Here is a 21844-nt window from a genome sequence, read left to right on the forward strand (position 1 = left end):
AAGGCGCTTGCCCGCAAGCTTGGGGCGAAATCGGGCTCTTGGACGCCCCGGCATTCGGTCAGGCATCTCCGGAGCAAACGAGGCGCGACCGGATTGCCTTGTATATAAAACCTCATTTTTATATCAAAAAATGGCTAAATAACCGCCTTACGGCGGCATGGCTGTTTACACTTGCTGTTCAGCTCAGGGTTATCCCGTATTTTTGGGGCCCTGCCGTGTATCCATCCATTGAAAGAGCCCCCTCATGTTGAAGAAGACCCTGTCCGCACTGGCCCTCGCCGCACTGGCTGTCAGTGCCCATGCCGCCGATGTATTGAAGGTGGCCGCCACGGCCGTGCCGCACGCCGAGATCCTGAATTTCGTGAAGCCCCAGCTCAAGGCCCAGGGCGTGGACCTGCAGGTCAAGGAGTTCAGCGACTATGTGCAGCCCAACATGGCCGTGGAGGACAAGCAGCTCGATGCCAACTTCTTCCAGCACCAGCCCTACCTGGACAGCTTCAACAAGGACCGCAAGACCAGCCTGGTGCAAGTGCCGGGCGGCAAGGTGCATGTGGAGCCCTTCGGCGCCTATTCCAGCAAGATCAAGAACCTGAAGGATCTCAAGGACGGCGCCACGGTGGCGATTCCCAACGATCCGTCCAACGGTGGCCGCGCCCTGATCCTGCTGGCCAAGCAGGGGCTGATCGAGCTCAAGGATGCCAAGAGCCTCACGCCCACGCCGCTGGATGTGGTCAAGAACCCCAAGAAGCTGAAGTTCAAGGAACTCGAAGCGCCGCTGCTGCCCCGCGCGCTGGCCGATGTGGACCTGGCCCTGATCAACACCAACTACGCGATCGAAGCCAAGCTCAACCCCACCAAGGACGCCTTGTTCATCGAAGGTGCCGACTCGCCCTACACCAACATCGTGGCGGCCCGCGCCGACCGTGCCAACGACGCCAGCATTGCCAAGCTGATCAAGGCCCTGCACAGCGCCGAGGTGAAGAAATTCATCCAGGACAAGTACAAGGGGGCCGTGGTTCCAGCGTTCTGAGCGCGCCCGCGCGATCTTTGCGCAACATGCAAAGCGCTGCCTTCGGGCAGCGTTTTTTTTGCCTGGACGGTGGTGCCTCAGCCCAGCAAATCGACCATGTCGAGCATCCGCCTGGCCACTTCGCCCAGCTTCAGGCCCTTGTCCATGGCGGTTTTGCGCAGCTTTTCGTAGGCCGCCTGTTCGGTGAGGCCCTGGCGCTGCATCAGCACGCCCTTGGCGCGGTCGATGGTCTTGCGGTCCTGCAGCTCGGTTCTGGCGTCGGCCAGTTCGGTGCGCAGTGCCTGCTCGTGCGCAAAGCGCGCCATGGCCACATCCAGGATGGGGCGGATGCGCTGGGGCGCCAGCCCGGCCACGATGTAGGCCGACACGCCGGCGGCCACGGCGTCTTTCACATGCGTGGTGTCCTCGTCGTTGGTGAACATGACGATGGGGCGGCGTGCGTCGCGGGTGGCCATCACCACATGTTCCAGCGCGTCGCGGGCCTCGCTTTCGGCGTCCACGATGATCAGGTCGGGCTGCAGCTGGGCCAGCCGCTCGCCCAGAAACACATCGGCCGGCAGCGTGGCAATGAGGTTGAAGTTGTTTTCGAGCAGGCCAATGCGCAGCGCCCGCGAGCGTTCGGCCTGTGTGGCGGCGTGTTCGTCGTCGGGATCGGCAATGGCCAGGTCGGGGGCCACCACCACAATGCGCAGGGCGTCGGTCATGCCGTAGTTATAAGCAAGATTTACGCCACATATTGGTGCGCCGGGATGGTGCACGCTGTGGGCGTTGGCTGCGAGTTGGTGGTGGACCAGGCTGGGCAGGCGCCGGGTTTTACACTCGGGGCATGAGCTTGCTGATCCTGGGTATTGAATCTTCGTGCGATGAAACCGGCGTGGCGCTGGTCCGCTCCACCGGCGGGGTGGCCGTGCCCAGCCTGCTGGCGCATGCCTTGCACAGCCAGATCGAGATGCACCAGGCCTATGGCGGTGTGGTGCCCGAGCTGGCCAGCCGCGACCATATCCGCCGCGTGCTGCCACTGACCGAGGCCGTCATGGCCGAAGCGGGCCAGCGCCTGGCCGACGTGGATGTGGTGGCCTACACCCGCGGGCCGGGCCTGGCCGGTGCACTGCTGGTGGGCGCTGGCGTGGCCTGCGCGCTGGGCGCCGCACTCGACAAGCCCGTGCTGGGCGTGCACCACCTGGAAGGGCATTTGCTGTCGCCCTTTTTGAGTGCCGATCCGCCGGAATTTCCCTTCGTGGCCCTGCTGGTGTCGGGCGGCCACACGCAGCTCATGCGGGTGGACGGCGTGGGCCGCTACGAACTGCTGGGCGAAACCATCGACGATGCGGCGGGCGAAGCGTTTGACAAGTCGGCCAAGCTCATGGGCCTGGGCTACCCCGGCGGGCCGGCGCTGTCGCGCCTGGCCGAGCAGGGCGACCCGGCGGCCTTCAAGCTGCCGCGCCCCTTGCTGCACAGCGGCAACCTTGATTTTTCCTTTGCCGGGCTCAAGACCGCGGTGCTCACCCAGGCCAAGAAGCTCGGCGATGCGCTGGAAGCGCGCAAGCCCGACCTGGCCGCCAGCACCGAGGCGGCGATTGTGGAAGTGCTGGTGAAAAAAACGCTCACGGCCCTGAAGCAGACGGGCTTGAAGCGTGTGGTGGTGGCCGGTGGCGTGGGCGCCAACCGGCATTTGCGCGCCCAGCTCAATGCGGCCTGTGCGCAGGGCAAGGTGCGCGTGCACTACCCCGAGCTGCATCTGTGCACCGACAACGGCGCCATGATCGCCATGGCGGCTGCCATGCGGCTGCAGGCGGGCCAGCAGATGGCCAACCGCGCCTATGCGTTCGACGTCAAACCCCGCTGGCCGCTGGACGCCCTGGGGGGCTGAATTGCCGGGGCGTTGACCAGCGCCGCTTCGCGGGGGGGCTTTCGGCGGCAACGGGCGGCAGCTTTACCCGGGCTTCACTTGGCTGTAGCGGGCAGGACATGACTGACCCGCACAATGGGGCATGCCCTGCACGCTGCCTCTTCGCCATGCATGAACCTTCTGTTGCCACCGCGGCGCGCCCTGCGCAGCGCATCCTTTGTCGCCGGATGGGCGCGGTTTTACCCTGGTGCTTGACCTCGGCCGTGGCCCTGCTGGCCGGCTGTGCCAGCCTGGCGCCACCCGACAGCCGGCTGCCGCAGACCTCGGTGCCACCCGCATGGTCCGCGCAAACTGCTGCGGACCTGCCCGCCACCTCCCTGGCGCAATGGTGGCAGCGCTTCAACGACCCGCAGCTCACGCAGCTGGTCACGCAGGCCTTGCAGGCCAACACCAGCGTGCGCAGCGCGCAAGCCGCCTTGCAGCAGGCGCGTGCCCAGGTGGATGTGCAGGCCGCCGGCCTGCTGCCCAGCGTCGGGGCGTCGGCGTCGGCGCAGCGCAGCCGGGCCTCGAACAGCACGGGCAACAGTTTCCAGGCGGGTTTTGATGCCAGTTGGGAGCCCGATGTGTTGGGCCGTCTGCGCAGCGGCGTGAACGCCAGCCAGGCCGATGCCCAGGCCGCCGAGGCCAGCCTGGCTGACGTGCAGGTGTCGCTGGCCGCCGAAACCGCCGTGAACTACGTCGAGCTGCGGGGCCTGCAGCAGCGGCTGGCCATAGCGCGCAGCAACCTGGCGAGCCAGCAGGAGACGCTGCAGATCACCCAGTGGCGCCTGCAGGCCGGGCTGACCACCTCGCTGGTGGCCGAGCAGGCCCGTGCGGCGGCCGAGCAGACGGCCGCGCAGATTCCCGCGCTCGCATCGAGCCTGGCCCAGTCGCGCCACAACCTGGCCGTGCTGACCGGGCAGGCCCCGCTGGCGCTCGATGCGCTGCTGGCAGCGCCCGCCGCCGTGCCCCAGCCCGCGCAAGACCTGGCACTGGCCATCCCCGCTGAAACCCTGCGCCAGCGGCCCGATGTGCGCGCCGCCGAGCAGCGCATTGCCGCCGCGCTGGCCCGGGTATCGCAAGCCGATGCCGCGCGTTACCCCGACTTCAGCATCTCGGGCAATCTGGGCCTGCGCGCCCTCACCCTGGGCGCCCTGGGCAATGGCGGCTCGGTGGTCAGCGCCTTGCTGGCCAGTGTGTCGGTGCCCGTGTTCGACGGTGGTGCGGCGCGGGCCCAGGTGCGTGTGCAGGAGGCGGCGCTGGCACAGGCCCGCTTGGCCTATGAGGCCTCGGTGCTCACGGCGCTCAAGGATGTCGAAGACACCCTGGCAGCTCTGCAAGGGGACCGCGAGCGCCTGGTGCGCCTGCAGGCCGCCGCCGACGCCGCGGGCAATGCGGACTTGCTGGCCCGCCAGCGCTACAGCAGCGGCCTGATCGACTTCCAATCGGTGCTGGAGACCCAGCGCACGCTGCTGTCCACCCAGGACAGCGTGGCCGCCGCCGTGGCCAGCGTGTCGGCCGACCATGTGCGGCTGTACAAGGCATTGGGCGGTGGCTGGCAGTAGCCCCCCTCCACACCTATCGCTCGCGCCCGCAAACTGCGGTGGCACCGCACCAGACACCTCCCAACCCACATCGCAATGGATGGCCATGACCTCTTCTGAAAAGAACGCATCCCCCGCCAGCCCTTCCACTGCCGCCGATCTGCAGGTGCTGCTCGGCGGTGGCCAGCCGCGCCGCTGGTGGCAGCGCTCCAGCCTGTGGCTGGGGGTGGCGGTGCTGGTGGCAGCGGGTGGCGGCCTGGTTTACTGGCAGAGCCACCAGAGCGCCAGCGCAGCCCCGGTGTATGTGACCGAAGAGGTGCGCCGGGGCAACCTCACGCTCAACGTGTCGGCCAACGGCACCTTGCAGCCGACACGGGCGGTCACCATTGGCAGCGAGTTGTCGGGCACGGTCAGAAACGTGCTGGTGGACGTGAACGACCAGGTCAGGAAGGGCCAGGTGCTGGTCGAACTCGACACCGCCAAGCTCGATGCGCAGGTGCTGCGCTCGCGCGCCTCGCTGGCGGCGGCGCAGGCGCGGCTGGCGCAGGCGCAGGCCACCACCCAAGAGGCACAGGCCGGCTTTGCGCGGCTGGAGGAAGTGGCGCGCCTGTCGGGGGGCAAGGTGCCCTCGGCCGCCGAGCTGGACACCGGCCGGGCCACGCTCGACCGGGCACGCGCCGATGAGGCCAGTGCCCGTGCCTCGGTGGACGACGCCCGGGCGGCGCTGTCCACCGACACCACCAACCTGTCCAAGGCCTCGATCCGCTCGCCCATCGACGGTGTGGTGCTGACCCGCTCGGTCGAGCCTGGCAACGCCGTGGCCGCCTCGCTGCAGGCCGTCACGTTGTTCACGCTGGCCGAAGACCTCACGCGGCTGCGGCTCGATGTCAGCGTGGACGAGGCCGACGTGGGTTCGGTGAAGCTCGACCAGAAGGCCAGCTTCACGGTCAGTGCCTACCCATCGCGCCGTTATCCGGCCAAGGTCACGCGGGTGTCGTTCGGCTCCACCAAGACCGACAACGTGGTCACCTACATCACCTGGCTGGAGGTGGACAACGCCGACCTGAGCCTGCGCCCCGGCATGACGGCCGCGGCCACCATCACCTCCACCGAGCGCAACGATGTGCTGCTGGTGCCCAACACGGCGCTGCGCTTCACGCCCGCCGTGGCGGCCAACGCGGCGGCGCAGCCGGCCTCGTCGGGGGGCGGCATCATGTCGCAGCTGATGCCGCGCATGCCGCGCTCGGGCACGCGCCGGGCGGGCGCCGGTAGCGATGCGGCCGACGGCGCGGGCCGTACCCGCCAGGTGTGGGTGCTCCGGGATGGCGCCGCGCAGGCCGTGGCGGTGCAGGTGGGCATCAGCGATGGCCGTCGCACCGAGGTCAGCGGCGAAGGCCTGGCCGAGGGCATGGCCGTCATCACCGACCAGCGCTCTGCCGGGGCCGCGAAATGAGCGTGGCCGCCAACGCCCAGGGGGAGGGCGGCCGGGTGCCCGGCCATGCGCCGCCGCTGATCCGCCTGCGCGGCGTGACCAAGGTGTATGGCGAGGGTGCGCTGGCCTTCCAGGCGCTCAAGGGGGTGGATCTCGACATCACCCAGGGCGATTTCGTGGCCATCATGGGCCCCAGCGGCTCCGGCAAATCCACCGCCATGAACACCCTGGGCTGCCTGGACCGGCCCACTGCCGGCGAATACCTGTTCAAGGGCGTGCATGTGGAATCGCTTTCGCGCGACGAGCGCGCGCGCCTGCGCCGGCAGTATTTCGGCTTTGTGTTCCAGGGCTTCAACCTGCTGGCGCGCACCTCGGCGCAGGAAAACGTCGAGCTGCCCCTGCTGTACCGGGGCGAATCGACCACGGCCCGCCACGCCGCCGCGGCCCGCGCGCTCGATGCCGTGGGCCTCAAGGGCTGGGAGCACCACACGCCCGCCGAGCTCTCGGGCGGCCAGCAGCAGCGCGTGGCCATTGCGCGCGCCATCGTCACCGAGCCGGCCGTGCTGCTGGCCGACGAGCCCACCGGCAACCTCGACACCCAGCGCAGCCAGGAAATCATGGAACTGCTGTGGCGGCTCAACGCCGAGCAGGGCATCACCGTGCTGATGGTCACCCACGAGCCCGACATGGCCGCCTATGCCCGGCGCATCGTGCGCTTTGTCGATGGCCGGGTGGACAGCGATGCGCCCAACCCGCACCCCGTGGGCCTGCGCGCCCCCGTGCCTGCCCTCGTGCCAGGTGCAGCGCAGGCGGAGGTGGCCTGATGCTCTTGAACACCCTTCTTCTGGCGCTGCGCTCGATCCGGCGCAACCTGTTGCGCTCGTTCCTCACCATCCTGGGCATCGTGATCGGCGTCAGCGCCGTCATCACCATGGTCACGCTGGGCAATGGCGCCACCATGGCGGTGCAAAACCAGATCTCGGGCCTGGGCACCAACCTGCTGCAGGTCCGCCCCGGCCAGCGCATGGGCCCGGGCGGTGGTTCCGGGGCGCCCGCGTTCAAGGACACCGATGCCGATGTGATTGCCCAGCAGATTGGCGGCATCCTGGCCGTGGCACCCGAGGCGCGCACCAGTGCCACCGTGGTGGCCGGCGGGCGCAACTGGACCACCAGCATCATCGGCAGCACCAATGCCTGGCTCGAAACGGGCAACTGGGCCGTGCGCACCGGGCGTGTTTTCACGGATGCCGAGCTGCGCGCCGGTGCCGCCGTGTGCCTGATTGGCGAAACCGTGCGCCGCGAGCTGTATGGCACACGCGATGCCGTGGGTGAGCAGCTGCGGGTGAAGGCGTTTTCGTGCGAGGTGGTGGGCGTGCTGGCCTCCAAGGGGCAGGGCGCCTTTGGCAACGACCAGGACGACACCGTGCTGGTGCCGCTGCGCACGCTGCAGCGCCGCGTGACCGGCAACACGCGCGTGAACACGCTGCTGGTGTCCATGCAGGACGGCAGCGACCCCGAGCGCGTGAAGGCCAGCCTCACGCAATTGCTGCGCGAGCTGCGCAAGCTGTCGGATACCGACGAGGACAACTTCAACGTGCTCGATACCAAGCAGCTGGCCGATACGCTCTCGGGTACCACCAAGGTGCTGACCATGCTGCTGGGCGCCGTGGCCGCGGTGAGCCTGCTGGTGGGCGGCATCGGCATCATGAACATCATGCTGGTGAGCGTGACCGAGCGCACCCGCGAGATCGGCCTGCGCCTGGCCATTGGCGCACTGGAGCGCGAGGTGCTGCTGCAGTTCCTGATCGAGGCCGTGGTGCTGGCCGCCCTGGGCGGGCTGATCGGCATCGTGCTGGCCACGGGGGCCTCGGTGGGCCTGTCGGCCCTGATGGATGTGCCCTACCTCTTCAATCCCGGCGTGAACCTGCTGTCGTTCGTGTTCTCGGCCGGGATCGGGGTGGTGTTCGGCTACTTCCCGGCCCGCCGCGCGGCGCGCATGGACCCGATTGATGCGCTGCGGCACGAGTGACGCAGGCGCGGTGATGGATCGCGCCGCTTGATGCTAATTCGTACCGTTTTTTTGTCGAATGGGGAGCAGCCGGAGGCTGCCCCTTGCCGCCGCTCAGTGCACGACCAGCTGCACTGACTTGTCGGCGGGTACCTGCCGTACCAGCGTGAGCGTGAGCACGCCGTTCTCCAGCTTGGCCGTGCTGGCGGCGGCATCAATGGCATCGGCCAGCTCCCAGGCGCGCTGCACCTGGCGGGGCGCGCCTTCCACGCTTTGCAGCTGGACCACATTGCCGTCGATGCGGATCTGCAATTGCTCGCGCGCCAGGCCGGGCACGTCCAGTTGCAGCGTGGTGGCCTTGTCATCGCGGGCCACGGTGACGCCGGCGGTGCTGGTGCGGGCCGGGGTTGCGAGAGTGCCCATCAGGAAGCGTTGCAGCGCCAGGTCAGAAGAACGGGGGGCACTGGCGTAGGCGGCGCGGCGGATCACGGGGGCGAAAATCATGGGGTGGCTCCTATACACTGCGCGGCTCTCGACGTGGTCGCCGCATGCCAAAGAGGTGTGTGCGGCCCCGCCGCATTTCAAGGAAAAAATGGCATGAATAAATTGCGCTCCGCGGGCTTGAAATCAGGCGCAGCGGCATTACGTCCATCCGTTTGGGCCGTGCTTGCCGCCTTGGCAGGCGCGCTGGCCCCGGTGTCTGCCGGCTGGGCGCAGGCCCCGGCATCCACTGCGGCAGTGGCGCAGGCCCGGCCCGTCAAGATGGCCCTGATCGAAAGCCTCTCGGGCCCTTTTGCCAACACCGGTGAGGCGGTTTTTCGCAACATCTACTGGGCGGTCGAGCGCGTGAATGCGCGCGGCGGCGTGCAACTGCCCGCAGCGGCCGGTGGTGCCCGCCCGCTGGCGCTGGAGCGCTACGACAGCAAGGGCCAGAACGAAGAGGCCCTGTCGGCCCTGCGCGCGGCCATTGATGATGGCGCGCAGGTCATCCTGCAGGGCAATTCGTCGGCCACGGCGGCGGTGCTGATCGAGGCCATCAACAAGCACAACGAGCGCGAGCCGGGCAAGCGCGTGCTGTTCCTCAACTACTCGGCGGTCGACCCCATCCTCACCAACGAGAAATGCAGCTTCTGGCATTTCCGCTTCGATGCCCATGCCGACATGCGCATGGCTGCCTTGATGGAGGTGGTGCGCGAGGACAAGGCGCTCAAAAGCGTGTACCTCATCGGCCAGGACTACAGCTTTGGCCAGGCCGTGCTGCGCGAGGCCAAGCGGCAGCTGGCCGCGCAGCGCCCCGACGTGGCCGTGGTGGGCGATGAGCTGCACCCCATCGGCCGGGTCAAGGACTTTGCGCCCTACGCCGTCAAGATCAAGGCCAGCGGCGCGCAGGCCGTGGTCACGGGCAACTGGGGCAACGATCTCACGCTGCTGGTCAAGGCCGCGCGCGAGGTGGGCTTTGACGGCAGCTTCTACACCTTCTATGGCAACGCGCTGGGCGCGCCCGCCGCTCTGGGCGAAGCCGGCGTGGGCAAGGTGGTGGCCGTTGCCGACTGGCTGCCCAACGTGCCGGGGGCGCAGAGCGAGGCGTTCTACCAGTCCTTTCGCACGCGCTTTCCCAAACCGCAGGACGACTATGTGCACATGCGCATGCAGCTCATGGTCGAGGCGCTGGCCCAGTCCATCGAGCGCGCGGGCAGCACCGAGGCGGTGGCCGTGGCCCGGCAGATGGAAAAAGCCAGCGTGCAGCTGGCAGGCCAGGGCGGCACCATGCGCGCGGCCGACCACCAGTTCCAGCAGGCCCTGGCCGTGGGCGTGATGGACAAAAAGGGCGCGCCCGGCGTGAAGTTCGACGTGGAAGGCTCAGGCTACGGCTTTCGCGTGGTGCGGCAGATCCCCGCCGCCCGGGCGCAGCAACCGCACAGCTGCAGCATGCAGCGGTTTTGAGAGCGCTTGCGCGGTGGGCGGCGCGCTGCTGCCGCACCGCTGCGCTTGGCGCGGCGCCCACCCCAGCGCTCAGCGCCGAATCCGGTAGCCTGTCTTGAAGACCCACCACACCAGGCCCAGGCACGCCGCCATGAACACCAGCGTCATGCCCACGCTCACGCCCATGTGCACGTCGGCCGCGCCATAGAAGGCCCAGCGCAGGCCGCTGATGAGATAGACCACCGGGTTGAACAGCGAGACCGTCTGCCAGAACGGCGGCAGCATGCTGATGCTGTAGAACGCACCGCCCAGGAACGTCAGCGGCGTGATGACCAGCAGCGGAACGATCTGCAGCTTCTGGAAGCTGTCGGCCCACAGCCCGATGAGAAAACCGAACAGGCAAAAGGTGATGGCCGTGAGCAGCAGAAAGCCCAGCATCCACACCGGGTGCGCGATTTCGTAGGGCACGAAAATCCGCGCCGTGGCCAGAATCAGCGCGCCCACCATCAGCGATTTGGTGGCCGCGGCGCCCACATAGCCCAGCAGCACCTCGACCCAGTTGACCGGTGCGCTCAGCAGTTCGTAGATGGTGCCCGACCACTTGGGCATGTAGATGCCAAAGGCCGAATTGGAAATGCTCTCGGAGAGCAGCGACAGCATCAAGAGGCCCGGGATGATGAAGGCGCCATAGTCCACGCCGCCAATGTCGCCCATGCGCGAGCCGATGGCCGAGCCGAAGACGATGAAATACAGCGACGTGGAGAGCACGGGCGCCATCAGGCTTTGCGCCCAGGTGCGAAAGGCGCGGTGCATCTCGAAGCGGTAAATGGCGCGCACGCCGTGCAGGTTCAGGCCCATCATTGGCTGGCTTTCCGTTCGTGGACGAGGCTGACGAAGATGTCTTCGAGCGAGCTCTCGGACGAATGCAGATCCTTGAAGTCGATGCCGTGCTCGCCCAGCGCGCGCAGCAGCGCAGCGATGCCGGTGTCTTCCTGCTGGGTGTCAAAGCTGTAGGTCAGTGCATGGCCATCGGCCGACAGGGCCAGGGGCCAGCGCGCCAGCGCATCGGGCACGCGCTGCATGGGGTGCTGCAGCGTGAGGGTCAGCTGCTTTTTGCCGAGCTTGCGCATCAGCACGTCTTTGTCTTCCACCACGATCAGTTCGCCCTGGCGGATCACGCCAATGCGGTCGGCCATGTCTTCGGCTTCCTCGATGTAGTGCGTGGTCAGGATGATGGTGGTGCCGGCGCCCTGCAGCGCGCGCACCAGGCGCCACATGTCGTGGCGCAGCTCCACGTCCACGCCGGCGCTGGGTTCGTCGAGGAACAGGATTTTCGGCTCATGCGACAGCGCCTTGGCGATCAGCACGCGGCGTTTCATGCCGCCCGAGAGCGCCAGGATCTTGGTGTCCCGCTTGTCCCACAGCGACAGGTCTTTCAGGATCTTTTCGATCAGCGCCGGGTTGGGGGCCTTGCCAAACAGCCCGCGGCTGAAGCTCACTGTGGCCCAGACGGTTTCAAATGAATCGGTGTGCAGCTCCTGCGGCACCAGGCCGATGGCGGCGCGGGCGGCACGGTAGTCGCGCACGGTATCAAAGCCGTCGGCCGTCACGCTGCCCTCGGAGGCATTGGTCATGCCGCAGATGATGCTGATCAGCGTGGTCTTGCCAGCGCCGTTTGGGCCGAGCAGGGCAAAGATTTCGCCACGGTGAATATCCAGGTTGACGTTCTTCAGCGCCTGGAAGCCGCCCGCGTAGGTTTTGCTGAGGCCGCGCACGCGCACGATGGCATCTGCAACAGGCGTCGAAGGGAGGTTGGCAGGCATGCGGTAGGTGATTGAAAGAGGTGGGTCAGCTTAGCGTGCCCGCGCTGCGGCCACTTCGCGCCCCAGTTCGATCACCGCCATGGCGTAGTAGCTCGACCAGTTGTAGCGGGTGATGGCATAGAAGTTTTCGGTGCCTGCCACATAGCTGGGCGTATCGTCGCCGTTTTGCAGTTCCACCAGGGCCAGCGGCCCGGTGTGCTGTGCGCCGGCGGCATCCAGCACGGCGCCCTTGGCCTGCATGCTGGCGGCGCTGAAGCTCGGGAGGATGTCGGGGGCCAGCAGCTCGTCGAGTTGCACGCGGGCGGGGTCGGGGTCGAACTGCACGCTGTAGTGCGTGGGCATGCCCGGCTTCCAGCCGTGGGCGATGAAGTAATTGGCCACCGAGCCGATGGCGTCGGCGGGGCTGTTGAACAGGTCCACGCGGCCATCGCCGTCGAAATCAATGGCGTAGCGCACCCAGCTCGACGGCATGAACTGCCCCAGGCCCATGGCGCCGGCGTAGCTGCCGCGCGGCTCGAACGGGTCCACGTTGGTGCGGTGCGTGAGGCTCAGGAACTGCTCCAGCTCACGCTGGAAGAACTCGGTGCGCTCGGCGGCACGCGGGTGCGCGGCGGGGAAGTCAAAAGCCAGCGTGGCCAGCGCATCCATCACCCGGAAGTTGCCCATCTGCTGGCCGTAGATGGTCTCCACGCCGATGATGCCGACGATCGTTGCGGCGGGCACGCCGAATTCGCGCTCCGCCCGCGCCAGCGTTTCGGCGTTGTCCTGCCAGAAGCGCAGGCCCGCGCGGATGCGCACCGGGTCGATGAAGCGGCTGCGGTACACGCGCCAGTTCTTGGCCGTGCCTTTGGCGGGCGGCAGCATGAGCCGGGGCACCTGGGGCAGAAAGCGGGCCTGCCCGATGGCCTGGCGCACCCATTCGCGGTCGAGGTCGCGGCGCCCGGCCAGGTCGTCGGCAAACTGCAGCGCCTCGGGGCGGGTGGCGTAGGCCACGCTGCCGCTCGTCGCAGCGCTGCGGGCGGTGGCTGCGCTGCGGGTTTTGCCGGATTGATGGTGTTTTTGGGCTGCGGCGCTGATAGGTATGGCGCAAGCTGTAATCAGCAAAATAGCGGTTGGAACGATTTTCAGCATGTCGGTGGATTCATTGGCGCGCGTTGGGGGCGGGCCAGGAAAGGGTTCGGAATTCGCGGCGCAGGGCGCGGAGCTGGCTGGCAGTGGCAGCGGGCTGGGCGGCATAGCGCCATTGCTCCAGCCGCAGCAGCCAGCCGGCCACGCCCTGCGCGGCATCGCCAAATTGTGCCTGCACCCGTTCGGCCATGGCCCGGGGAGGCAGGGTGTCGGGCAGGGGCAAGCCACTGCTGGCGAGGCGCTGGCGGGCGCGGGCCAGCAGGCGCAGCCAGGGGTCGTGCTGGCTGCGCTCCCACAGTGTCCAGCCGGCGCCACCCAGCGCGGCCACCCCCACCAGCGCGCCCAGCACGGTGGCGAGGTCTTGCCAGCTGGGCGATTCAAACCCCAGCGCCTTGAGCAGGTTGAGCTGGCGGCTTTGCGTGTAGTTGAGCACCCACTGGTTCCAGCCGTTGTTCACGGCCTCCCATAGGGCGCGCAGGTTCTGCGCCAGGCCGGGGCTCATCATGGTGCCCATGGCGGTGGCCAGCGCACCGGGCGGGGCCTGCAGGCGCTCGAAGGCGCCGGTGCGCCCGGGGGCGACGGCGCTGGTCGGGTCCACGCGCACCCAGCCGCGCCCGGCCATCCACACTTCGGCCCAGGCGTGGGCATCGCTCTGGCGCACGGTCCAGTAGCCGTCCACGGCGTTGCGCTCGCCGCCCTGGTAACCGGTGACGATGCGTGCCGGAATGTCCATGGCGCGCATCAGCACCACGAAGGCCGAGGCGATGTGTTCGCAAAAACCCTCCTTGCGATCGAACCAGAACTCGTCGGCCGTGTGCTGGCCGTACACGCCGGGCTCCAGCGTGTAGCGGTAGCCGCCGGTGCGCAGGCGGGTGAGCGCGGCATCGATCAGCGCGGGCGTGGCGTCGCGGGCCGGGTCGGGGGGCATGCGCGGGTTGCGGCGCAGTTCCTGGGCGAGTGCCAGCGTGCGCGGGTTGAAGCCCGGGGGCAGCTCGGTGTAGGCGCGCAGTGCGGGGGTGGCGGTGTCGGGCCCGTGGCGAAACTGCGGGTGGCTTTCGGCGCGGTAGCGCGTCACGTCGGTGATCGGGCGGCTGGTGAGCCATTGCAGGTCGTCCGTCATGAAGGCGCCCATGCCGGCCACGGCGGGCTTGTCGCGCGCGGCGTCCAGCAACAGCAGCCAGGGGCGCTTGTGGGGCTCCAGCGTCACCTCGTAGCGCAGCGCGGCGCCCTGCACCTGCAGCTGGGCCGGGGCGGCAGGGCGCTCCATCGATCGGGTGCCCACGCGGTACGACAAGGGGTGCCACTCGCTGCCGTCAAAGGTGGAGAACACCGGCCCGCGGAAATACAGCTCGCTCTGCGGCGGCGCGGCCCCGCCGGGGGTGTCGAAGCGCACGCGCAGCGCCACGCTGTCGTCGAGCGCCAGCGCGGCGATGTTGCCCACCTTCATCACGCCCGACAGCCCGCTGCGCCCGGCCAGGGTGTCGCTGGGCATGCCCCACAGCGGCGCCATGCGCGGAAACAGCAGGAACAGCGCCGCCATGATGGGCGCGCCCAGCAGCGCCATGGTGCCGGCCAGGCGAAACGCGTGCGCCAGCGGCGGGCGCCCTACCGGCATGTGGGCGTTGACCAGGGCCGTGAGCAGCCCCAGCAGCGCCACCAGCATGGCCAAGGCCGTGGGCAGCGATTGCGAGAAAAAGAAGTTGCTGAGCATCGTGAAGAAGCCCAGGAAGAAGACCACCATGGCATCGCGCCGCGCATGCAGCTCCAGCGTCTTGAGCGCCAGCAGCATCACGATGAGCGTCACGCCGGCATCGCGCCCGAGGATGGTTTGGTGGGTGAACAGGGTGCCGGCCACCGCCACCACCAGCAAGCCGGCCACGGCCCAGCGCCCCGGCAGCTGCCGGCCGCTCCAGGCCAGCCAGCCGCGCCACAGCAGCACGGCGCCCGCCATCAGGCTGGCCCACACCGGCAGGTGGGCGACTTGCGGGGCCACCACCCAGACAATCACCAGCAGCAGAAACAGCGTGTCCCGCGTGTCGCGTGGCAGGGTGGCAAGGGTCTGGCGCAGGGTCATGGGGTGTGGCGTGGTGCCTGCACAGCTTGCCGGCATTTGCGATTGAAGAAATAGCTGATAGCGCTTTTTCCATATGCGCTACAGGCTGTTTTGATGTATTTTCTGAAAACCGGTGTCAGCACAGCGCCAGGGCCTCCAGGCAGCGCTGGCGGTGGGCCGCGCCGGTGTCCGGGGCCAGTTCCACGCCTGGCAGGCGCAGGCCGTAGTCGATGCCCAGGCGGTCGGCCTGCAGCACCCAGGCCGTCAGGCGCGAAATGCGCGCTTCGTGGCCGGGCAGGGCGGCATGGGCCAGGTCCAGCCACAGTTCGTGGCGCTGGGCCTGCTGGGCGTCGCGGCTGACGAGGTCGTCCGTGCCCGTGGCCAGGGATTTGGCTGCCTTCTTCCAGACCACCAGCTTGAGCGGATCGCCGCGCCGGTAGGCCCGCACACCGTCGAATTCGCCAATGCCCTGGGTGCTGGCGCTGCCCGTGCCGCTGGCACGCGGCGCGCCCGGCGGCAGCGGCGGCGCGGGCACCTCGGGGGCGGGGTACACCAGCACCTGGGCGGCCGGGCGCCAGTAGCTCCAGACGCGGAAGGTGCCCAGCGGAAAGCGGGTTTCGGCCACCAGGGTGGGCACGCGGTGCAGGCCCCGGCGCGCGGGGCGGAACGCCACCTGCACGCTGGCGCTGCCTTGCGCGGGCACGTCCGTCAGCGCCCAGTCGTGTGTGTGCTGGCCATCGCCGTGCACCGACAGCGCAATGCCGTGGCGCGGCGTGCGCCGGTCACTGAAAAGCTGCACTTCAAACGCCGTGCTGCCGCCCAGGAAGTGCGCATCGGGCGCCTTCAGGTGCAGCGTGATGCCGCGCAGCGTGGCGTGGCTCAGGTGCATGCCCGCCACCGCGCTGCCGGCCAGCAGAAAGGTCAGCAGGTAACCCAGGTTGAGCTGGAAATTGATGGACGCGACCAACAGCACCAGCAGCGTGCAGGCCAGCATCCAGCCCGCGCCGGTGGGCAGGATGTACACATTGCGCTGCGTGAGGACCAGGGTGTCGGACAGCGGCAGGCGCGCCTCCCACCAGCGCCGAAAGCGCGCCCGCGCCAGGGCCAGCGGGTTCAGGCCGGCCAGGCGCGAGGGTGTGGAGGGCGTGGCGAGCGTGGGCGCAGGGGCATCTGCGGCGGAGGCGGGCGGCATGGCGTGCAGGCTCAAGGCAGGGGCACCGACTCGACCATGGCGCGCACCTGCTCCACCGCGCCGCGCCGCGCGTCGCCCACGGGCACCAGGCGGTGCGCAATGGTCTGGGGCAGCACGGCCTGCACATCGTCGGGCGCCACATAGTCGCGCCCTTCAATAAGCGCCTGGGCCTTGGCCGCGCGCACCAGCGCAATGCCCGCGCGCGGCGAAAGCCCCTGCAGAAACCAGCGGCCCGTGCGGGTGGCGGCAATCAGGTCCTGGACATAGTTGAGCAGCGGCTCTGCGGTGTGCACGGCCAGCACCTGGCGCTGCAGTTGCGCCAGCTCGTCTTGCGCCAGCAGGGGCTGCAGGCTGTCCACCAGGTCGCGCCGGTCGCTGCCGGCCAGCAGCAGGCGCTCGGCGGCACGGTCGGGGTAGCCGATGGAGATGCGCATCAGAAAGCGGTCGAGCTGCGACTCGGGCAGCGCAAAGGTGCCCAGCTGGTCGTGCGGGTTCTGCGTGGCGATCACGAAAAACGGGTGGGGCAGGGCGCGGGTCTCGCCTTCCACCGACACCTGCTTTTCTTCCATGGCTTCGAGCAGGGCGCTCTGCGTCTTGGGGCTGGCACGGTTGATTTCGTCGGCCAGCAGCACCTGGGCGAACACCGGACCGGGGTGGAAGACAAAGGCCTCCTTGCCGCGCTCGTACACCGACACGCCCGTGAGGTCGCTGGGCATGAGGTCGGCCGTGAACTGCACGCGCGCGAACTGCAGGCCAAAGGTGCGCGCCAGCGCGTGGGCCAGCGTGGTCTTGCCCACGCCCGGCACGTCTTCGATGAGCAGATGTCCGCCCGCCAGCAGGCAGGCCACGCAGTCCTGTACCTGGGCGCTTTTGCCCACAATCACCGTGTTAAGCTGGTTCAGAAGAGACTTGATTTTGAGCTGTGCATGCATGGCGCCACGTTATCTGAAAAAAGCGACACGGGGATTTCACTGTGATCAAGACAGGCTATTTCACCCATCCCGATTGCCGGAAGCACGAAATGGGGCCGGGGCATCCCGAATGCCCCGAGCGGCTGGACGCCATCGAAGACCGCCTGCTGATCACCGGCGTGGCCGATGCCCTGGAGCGCTACGAAGCGCCCGAGGCTTCGCTGGCCGATATCGAGCTGGCGCACAACCGGCTCCATGTGGCGGCCATGCGTGGCCTGTCGGACCTGCTCAACGAAGATCTGATGGCGGGTGGCCCCGCCTACTCGCAGCTCGATACCGACACCTCGATCAACGCGCACACCTGGAAGGCTGCGTTGCGCGCCGCCGGCGCGGCCCTGGCCGCCACCGATGCGGTGATGGCCGGCGAAATCAGCAACGCGTTTTGCGCGGTGCGCCCGCCAGGCCACCACGCCTGCCGCGACAAGGCCATGGGTTTCTGCTTTTTCAACAACGTGGCGGTGGCGGCCAAATACGCACTGCAGCGCTACAAGCTGCAGCGCGTGGCGGTGGTGGACTTCGATGTGCACCACGGCAACGGCACGGAAGACATCCTGGCGGGCGAACCGCGTGCACTCATGGTGGGCATCTTCCAGCACCCGTTCTATCCCTACAGCGGCGACCAGAATCCGGCGCCCAACATGGTGAATGTGCCGGTGCCTGCCTACACGCGCGGCATGGATATCCGGGAAATCATCGAGATGATGTGGATCCCGCGCCTGGAAGCCTTCAAGCCCGAGATGATCTTCATCAGCGCAGGTTTTGACGGCCACCGCGAGGACGACATGGGCCAGCTGGGCCTGGTCGAGGCCGACTACGCCTGGATCACCCACCGGATCATGGACATCGCCCGGCGCTATGCCAAGGGCCGCATCGTCTCGTGCCTGGAGGGCGGCTACGTGATGGGTCCCCTGGCGCGCAGCGTGGAAGCCCATGTGCGTGTGCTGGCGGACTTGTGACCATCCCCCCGAGCCGCTGCGCGGCTTCCCCTTTCTCTCGCTGCGCTGCGCTGGCGGGAAGGGGGGCGGCGCCAGCGCGGCGGGGCGGCCCTTGCGCGGCGTCCGCTGATTGAGCGCGCGCCAGTTTTATCCTTCGCATCCCGTTAAGCGAGGAGAGGAAATCGACATGACAACGCATTCCATGGATCTGCTGCAGATCACCCGCGACAAGCGCGGCGTGGTGACCCTGACCCTGAACGACCCCGCACGCTTCAACGCGCTGGGCGCGGAGATGCTGGCCGCGCTGCAGCAGGCGCTGGACGCCGTGGCCCGGGATGACAGCGTCCGCGTGGTGGTGCTGGCCGCCGCGGGCAAGGCGTTTTGCGCCGGCCACAATCTCAAGGACATGGCGGCCCATCCCGAGCTGGCCTGGTACCAGCAGCTCTTTGCGCAATGCAGCCGCATGATGCTGAGCATCCACAAGCTGCCGGTGCCCGTGCTTGCGCGGGTGCAGGGCATGGCCACCGCGGCGGGTTGCCAGCTGGTGGCGCAGTGCGATCTGGCGGTGGCGGCAAGCAATGCCAGCTTTGCCACCAGCGGCATCCATTACGGCCTGTTCTGTGCCACACCCAGTGTGCCGCTGGTGCGCAATGTGCCGGCCAAGCGCGCCATGGAAATGCTGCTTACCGGCGACTTCATCGACGCCCCCACGGCGCTCGCGCAGGGCCTGGTGAACCGTGTCGTGGCGCCCGAGGCGCTGGATGACGAGGTGGAAAAACTGGTGCAATCCATTGTGCAAAAACCACGCGCTGCCGTGGCCATGGGCAAGGCGTTGGTCTACCAGCAGCGCGAGCTGGGCCTGGACGCGGCCTACCAGCTGGCCGGCCAGGCCATGGCTGCCAACATGATGGATGCGGCGGCGCAAGAGGGTGCGCGGGCATTTGCCGAGAAACGTGCTCCCGCCTGGAAGTCCTGATGCCCATGCAGTCTGACATGCCGATCTTCGACGATGTGCAGCAGTGGTTTCGGGCCTTTGCGCAGCCCACTGTTCTGATTGAGCTGGGTACGCTGGCCGTTTGCGTGGCGCTGGCCTGGCTCATGGTGTCTGCCGTGCGCCGCGCGCTGCACCGCAATGAGCAGCGCTCCGTTCTTTTCGGCCGCAAGGTGGTGGATGGGGTGCTGTTCCCCCTGGTCTTGCTGGGCCTCGGTTATGTGGCGCGGGCGGTGCTGGCGCAATGGGTGCCGTTGGCAGCGTTCAAGGTGGTCATTCCGGTGCTGATCTCGCTGGTGGTGATCCGCGTGGGGGTCAAGGTGCTGCAGGCGGCCTTTCCGCAGGCCACCTGGGTGCGCCCGATCGAGCGCACCATTTCCTGGCTGGCCTGGCTGGTCATGGTGCTGTGGGTGACGGGCCTGCTGCCGCTGGTGCTGCAGCAACTCGACGAGATCACCTGGAAGGTGGGGGCCACCACGCTGTCGGTGCGCACCATGATCGAAGGCGTTGTCACGGCCTGCGCCGTGCTGATCGTGGCGCTGTGGATCTCGTCGGCGATCGAGTCGCGCCTGCTGCGCTCGGTCACGGGCAGCGAGCTGTCGGTGCGCAAGGCGTTCAGCAATGCCGCGCGTGCCCTGCTGATGTTTCTGGGCCTGATCCTGGCGCTGTCTGCCGTGGGCATCGACCTCACGGCCCTGTCGGTGCTGGGCGGTGCCGTGGGCGTGGGCATCGGCTTTGGCCTGCAGAAGCTGGCGGCCAACTATGTGAGCGGCTTTGTGATCCTGGCCGAGCGCAGCATGCGCATTGGTGACAACGTGCGCGTCGATGGCTTCGAAGGCCGCATCACCGACATCACGGGGCGCTACACGGTCATCCGTTCGGGCGTGGGGCGCGAATCCATCGTTCCCAACGAGATGCTGATCACGCAGCGGGTGGAAAACCTCTCGCTGGCCGACCCGCGCGTGTGGCTGTCCACGGTGGTCAGCGTGGCCTACGACAGCGATGTCGATCTGGTCACGCGCCTGCTGGGCGAGGCGGCCCTGGTCAACCCGCGCGTGCTGCGCGAGCCGGGGCCTGCGGTGGCCCTGTCGGCTTTTGGCGTCGATGGCCTGGAGTTCACCGTGGGCTTCTGGATCACTGACCCGGAAAACGGCTCGCTGGGGCTGCGCTCGGACATCAACCGCGCCATTCTTGCGGCGCTGCGCGCGCACCGGATCGACATTCCTTTCCCGCAGCGTGTCGTGCACCTGAGTCCACAGGACCGGCCCGCGGCGCCGGAGGCCCGCCCCACCCCGGTCGCCTGAGCCCCGACCCGCAGGTGACACAGGGGCTGGACAAAGGGTGGATTCCCTGGCCTATAATTCGATAAAAGCACGATCGTTCGTTTTTATGCCTTTGCATTGTCCGTCGCAGCGATTTCGCTGCGGTGCGGCATAGAATGTTCCATTTAACGTAAACGTCAATTCAACCAACTCTATTGAGGAGTCGCAGCAATGAAGGTCCTGGTCCCAGTCAAACGCGTGGTGGACTACAACGTGAAAGTCCGCGTCAAATCGGACGGCACGGGCGTAGACATTGCCAACGTGAAGATGAGCATGAACCCGTTTGACGAAATTGCCGTTGAAGAGGCGGTGCGCCTGAAGGAAAAAGGCCTGGTTGCTGAAGTCATTGCCGTCAGCTGCGGCGTGGCGCAATGCCAGGAAACCCTGCGCACCGCCATGGCCATTGGTGCCGACCGCGCCATCCTGGTGGAGACGAACGAAGAACTGCAGCCCCTGGCCGTGGCCAAACTCCTCAAGGCCCTGGTGGACAAGGAACAACCGGGCCTCATCATCCTGGGCAAACAAGCCATCGACGACGACGCCAACCAGACCGGCCAGATGCTCGCAGCCCTGGCCGACCTGCCCCAGGCCACGTTTGCCAGCAAGGTCGACCTTGCGGCCGACAAGGTCAGCGTCACCCGCGAAGTGGACGGCGGCCTGGAAACCCTGGCCCTGACGCTCCCCGCCGTCATCACCACCGACCTGCGCCTGAACGAGCCGCGCTACGTCACCTTGCCCAACATCATGAAGGCCAAGAAAAAGCAGCTCGACACCGTCAAACCCGAAGACCTCGGCGTCGATGTCGCCCCGCGCCTGAAGACCCTGAAAGTCGCCGAACCCGCCAAACGCGGAGCCGGCATCAAGGTGGCCGACGTCGCCGCCCTGGTCGACAAACTCAAGAACGAAGCCAAAGTCATCTAAGGAGCACAAGAAATGACCACCCTCGTTATTGCCGAACACGACAACGCCACCATCAAGGGCGCCACCCTCAACACCGTCACCGCCGCAGCCGCCTGCGGTGGCGACATCCACATCCTGGTGGCCGGCCACAACGCAGGCGCCGCCGCACAAGCCGCCAGCCAGATTGCCGGCGTCGCCAAGGTCATCCATGACGACGCAGAAGGCCTGGCCCACGGCCTGGCCGAAAACGTCGCAGCGCAAGTGCTGGCCATCGCCAGCAACTACAGCCACATCCTGTTCCCCGCCACCGCAGGCGGCAAGAACGTCGCCCCGCGCGTGGCCGCCAAGCTCGACGTCGCCCAGATCAGCGACATCACCAAAGTGATCGCTGCCGACACCTTCGAGCGCCCCATCTACGCCGGCAACGCCATCGCCACCGTGCAAAGCGCAGACAGCATCAAGATCATCACCGTGCGCACCACCGGCTTTGACGCCGCCGCTGCCAGCGGAGGCTGCGCCGCCGTCGAAACCACCACAGCCACCAACGATGCCGGCAAGAGCAAGTTCATGGGCAGCGAAATCGCCAAGAGCGACCGGCCCGAACTGACCGCCGCCAAGATCATCGTCTCCGGAGGCCGGGCGCTGGGCAGCAAGGAAAAGTTCGACGAAGTCATGACCCCGCTGGCCGACAAGCTGGGCGCGGC

20 protein-coding genes are annotated in these 21844 nt (G+C 67.7%); 12 read left to right on the forward strand and 8 right to left on the reverse strand.

Features of this window, described 5'->3' with window-relative positions:
• Positions 1–244: 244 nt before the first annotated feature.
• Positions 245–1030, forward strand: a complete 786-nt coding sequence (locus K225_RS0115285; RefSeq protein WP_026437219.1) for a MetQ/NlpA family ABC transporter substrate-binding protein — start codon at positions 245–247, stop codon at positions 1028–1030.
• Positions 1031–1107: 77 nt separating this feature from the next.
• Here the strand turns inward: K225_RS0115285 and K225_RS0115290 are convergent, their stop codons facing one another.
• The gene (locus K225_RS0115290) at positions 1108–1734 is read right to left on the reverse strand and encodes an ANTAR domain-containing response regulator (protein WP_026437220.1); all 627 of its coding nucleotides are present in this window, start codon (positions 1732–1734) and stop codon (positions 1108–1110) included.
• Positions 1735–1856: 122 nt separating this feature from the next.
• Between K225_RS0115290 and tsaD the strand changes: the two genes are divergently transcribed.
• The 5 genes from tsaD to K225_RS0115315 all read left to right on the forward strand — a co-directional run bounded on the left by tsaD (position 1857) and on the right by K225_RS0115315 (position 7923).
• A complete protein-coding gene (gene tsaD / locus K225_RS0115295; protein WP_026437221.1) occupies positions 1857–2900 on the forward strand; it encodes a tRNA (adenosine(37)-N6)-threonylcarbamoyltransferase complex transferase subunit TsaD in 1044 nt (347 codons plus the stop codon).
• A gap of 206 nt (positions 2901–3106) precedes the next feature.
• Complete coding sequence (locus K225_RS0115300; protein WP_051248998.1) at positions 3107–4483, forward strand: efflux transporter outer membrane subunit; 1377 nt, start codon at positions 3107–3109, stop codon at positions 4481–4483.
• An 85-nt stretch (positions 4484–4568) separates the two neighbouring features.
• Positions 4569–5915, forward strand: a complete 1347-nt coding sequence (locus K225_RS0115305) for an efflux RND transporter periplasmic adaptor subunit (protein WP_026437223.1) — start codon at positions 4569–4571, stop codon at positions 5913–5915.
• Positions 5912–6718, forward strand: coding sequence for an ABC transporter ATP-binding protein (locus K225_RS0115310; protein ID WP_051249000.1), 807 nt, complete (start codon positions 5912–5914; stop codon positions 6716–6718). The genes K225_RS0115305 and K225_RS0115310 overlap by 4 nt, the downstream gene beginning before the upstream one ends.
• A complete protein-coding gene (locus K225_RS0115315) occupies positions 6718–7923 on the forward strand; it encodes an ABC transporter permease (RefSeq protein WP_026437225.1) in 1206 nt (401 codons plus the stop codon). Before K225_RS0115310 ends, K225_RS0115315 begins: the two co-directional genes overlap by 1 nt.
• Positions 7924–8016: 93 nt before the next feature.
• On the opposite strand, the gene K225_RS0115320 is transcribed toward K225_RS0115315, so the two are convergent.
• Positions 8017–8406, reverse strand: coding sequence for an Hsp20/alpha crystallin family protein (locus tag K225_RS0115320; RefSeq protein WP_026437226.1), 390 nt, complete (start codon positions 8404–8406; stop codon positions 8017–8019).
• A gap of 93 nt (positions 8407–8499) precedes the next feature.
• Between K225_RS0115320 and K225_RS0115325 the strand changes: the two genes are divergently transcribed.
• Positions 8500–9846, forward strand: a complete 1347-nt coding sequence (locus K225_RS0115325) for a branched-chain amino acid ABC transporter substrate-binding protein (RefSeq protein WP_026437227.1) — start codon at positions 8500–8502, stop codon at positions 9844–9846.
• Between the two features lie 69 nt (positions 9847–9915).
• Here the strand turns inward: K225_RS0115325 and K225_RS0115330 are convergent, their stop codons facing one another.
• The 6 genes from K225_RS0115330 to K225_RS0115355 form a co-directional block, all read right to left on the reverse strand.
• Entirely contained in the window at positions 9916–10677 is a 762-nt protein-coding gene (locus tag K225_RS0115330; RefSeq protein WP_026437228.1) for an ABC transporter permease, read from the reverse strand.
• A 5-nt stretch (positions 10678–10682) separates the two neighbouring features.
• On the reverse strand, positions 10683–11648 hold the full coding sequence (locus tag K225_RS0115335; protein ID WP_026437229.1) for an ABC transporter ATP-binding protein: 966 nt from the start codon (positions 11646–11648) through the stop codon (positions 10683–10685).
• 30 nt (positions 11649–11678) lie between these two features.
• The gene (gene mltB, locus K225_RS0115340) at positions 11679–12779 is read right to left on the reverse strand and encodes a lytic murein transglycosylase B (RefSeq protein ID WP_026437230.1); all 1101 of its coding nucleotides are present in this window, start codon (positions 12777–12779) and stop codon (positions 11679–11681) included.
• Positions 12780–12789: 10 nt separating this feature from the next.
• Entirely contained in the window at positions 12790–14850 is a 2061-nt protein-coding gene (locus K225_RS0115345) for a DUF3488 and transglutaminase-like domain-containing protein (RefSeq protein ID WP_026437231.1), read from the reverse strand.
• Between the two features lie 115 nt (positions 14851–14965).
• Positions 14966–16021 carry a DUF58 domain-containing protein gene (locus tag K225_RS0115350; protein WP_026437232.1) on the reverse strand — a complete coding sequence of 352 codons (1056 nt, stop codon included), beginning with the start codon at positions 16019–16021 and terminating at the stop codon, positions 14966–14968.
• Between the two features lie 11 nt (positions 16022–16032).
• Positions 16033–16953: a MoxR family ATPase gene (locus tag K225_RS0115355; RefSeq protein WP_026437233.1), complete on the reverse strand. Its 921-nt coding sequence runs from the start codon at positions 16951–16953 to the stop codon at positions 16033–16035.
• A 41-nt stretch (positions 16954–16994) separates the two neighbouring features.
• Between K225_RS0115355 and K225_RS0115360 the strand changes: the two genes are divergently transcribed.
• The 5 genes from K225_RS0115360 to K225_RS0115380 all read left to right on the forward strand — a co-directional run.
• Entirely contained in the window at positions 16995–17948 is a 954-nt protein-coding gene (locus K225_RS0115360; RefSeq protein ID WP_026437234.1) for a histone deacetylase family protein, read from the forward strand.
• 166 nt (positions 17949–18114) lie between these two features.
• On the forward strand, positions 18115–18903 hold the full coding sequence (locus K225_RS0115365; protein WP_034712938.1) for an enoyl-CoA hydratase: 789 nt from the start codon (positions 18115–18117) through the stop codon (positions 18901–18903).
• On the forward strand, positions 18903–20222 hold the full coding sequence (locus K225_RS0115370) for a mechanosensitive ion channel family protein (protein WP_026437236.1): 1320 nt from the start codon (positions 18903–18905) through the stop codon (positions 20220–20222). The genes K225_RS0115365 and K225_RS0115370 overlap by 1 nt, the downstream gene beginning before the upstream one ends.
• A 189-nt stretch (positions 20223–20411) precedes the next feature.
• Complete coding sequence (locus tag K225_RS0115375; protein WP_026437237.1) at positions 20412–21161, forward strand: electron transfer flavoprotein subunit beta/FixA family protein; 750 nt, start codon at positions 20412–20414, stop codon at positions 21159–21161.
• 12 nt (positions 21162–21173) lie between these two features.
• Positions 21174–21844 (forward strand): electron transfer flavoprotein subunit alpha/FixB family protein (locus K225_RS0115380; protein ID WP_026437238.1); only part of this gene is annotated, 671 nt, incomplete at its 3' end.

Source organism: Acidovorax sp. JHL-9, assembly GCF_000426205.1.
In the GTDB taxonomy this organism is placed as follows: Bacteria; Pseudomonadota; Gammaproteobacteria; order Burkholderiales; family Burkholderiaceae_C; genus Acidovorax; species Acidovorax soli.

Coding starts and splice junctions, on each gene's coding strand:
- K225_RS0115345 (WP_026437231.1), bottom strand. CDS start 14,850: ATGACCCTGCGCCAGACCCTTGCCACCCTGCCACGCGACACGCGGGAC.
- K225_RS0115285 (WP_026437219.1), top strand. CDS start 245: ATGTTGAAGAAGACCCTGTCCGCACTGGCCCTCGCCGCACTGGCTGTC.
- K225_RS0115310 (WP_051249000.1), top strand. CDS start 5,912: ATGAGCGTGGCCGCCAACGCCCAGGGGGAGGGCGGCCGGGTGCCCGGC.
- K225_RS0115365 (WP_034712938.1), top strand. CDS start 18,115: ATGACAACGCATTCCATGGATCTGCTGCAGATCACCCGCGACAAGCGC.
- K225_RS0115325 (WP_026437227.1), top strand. CDS start 8,500: ATGAATAAATTGCGCTCCGCGGGCTTGAAATCAGGCGCAGCGGCATTA.
- K225_RS0115305 (WP_026437223.1), top strand. CDS start 4,569: ATGACCTCTTCTGAAAAGAACGCATCCCCCGCCAGCCCTTCCACTGCC.
- K225_RS0115350 (WP_026437232.1), bottom strand. CDS start 16,021: ATGCCGCCCGCCTCCGCCGCAGATGCCCCTGCGCCCACGCTCGCCACG.
- K225_RS0115355 (WP_026437233.1), bottom strand. CDS start 16,953: ATGCATGCACAGCTCAAAATCAAGTCTCTTCTGAACCAGCTTAACACG.
- mltB (WP_026437230.1), bottom strand. CDS start 12,779: ATGCTGAAAATCGTTCCAACCGCTATTTTGCTGATTACAGCTTGCGCC.
- K225_RS0115300 (WP_051248998.1), top strand. CDS start 3,107: ATGGGCGCGGTTTTACCCTGGTGCTTGACCTCGGCCGTGGCCCTGCTG.
- K225_RS0115370 (WP_026437236.1), top strand. CDS start 18,903: ATGCCCATGCAGTCTGACATGCCGATCTTCGACGATGTGCAGCAGTGG.
- K225_RS0115320 (WP_026437226.1), bottom strand. CDS start 8,406: ATGATTTTCGCCCCCGTGATCCGCCGCGCCGCCTACGCCAGTGCCCCC.
- K225_RS0115290 (WP_026437220.1), bottom strand. CDS start 1,734: ATGACCGACGCCCTGCGCATTGTGGTGGTGGCCCCCGACCTGGCCATT.
- tsaD (WP_026437221.1), top strand. CDS start 1,857: ATGAGCTTGCTGATCCTGGGTATTGAATCTTCGTGCGATGAAACCGGC.
- K225_RS0115335 (WP_026437229.1), bottom strand. CDS start 11,648: ATGCCTGCCAACCTCCCTTCGACGCCTGTTGCAGATGCCATCGTGCGC.
- K225_RS0115375 (WP_026437237.1), top strand. CDS start 20,412: ATGAAGGTCCTGGTCCCAGTCAAACGCGTGGTGGACTACAACGTGAAA.
- K225_RS0115315 (WP_026437225.1), top strand. CDS start 6,718: ATGCTCTTGAACACCCTTCTTCTGGCGCTGCGCTCGATCCGGCGCAAC.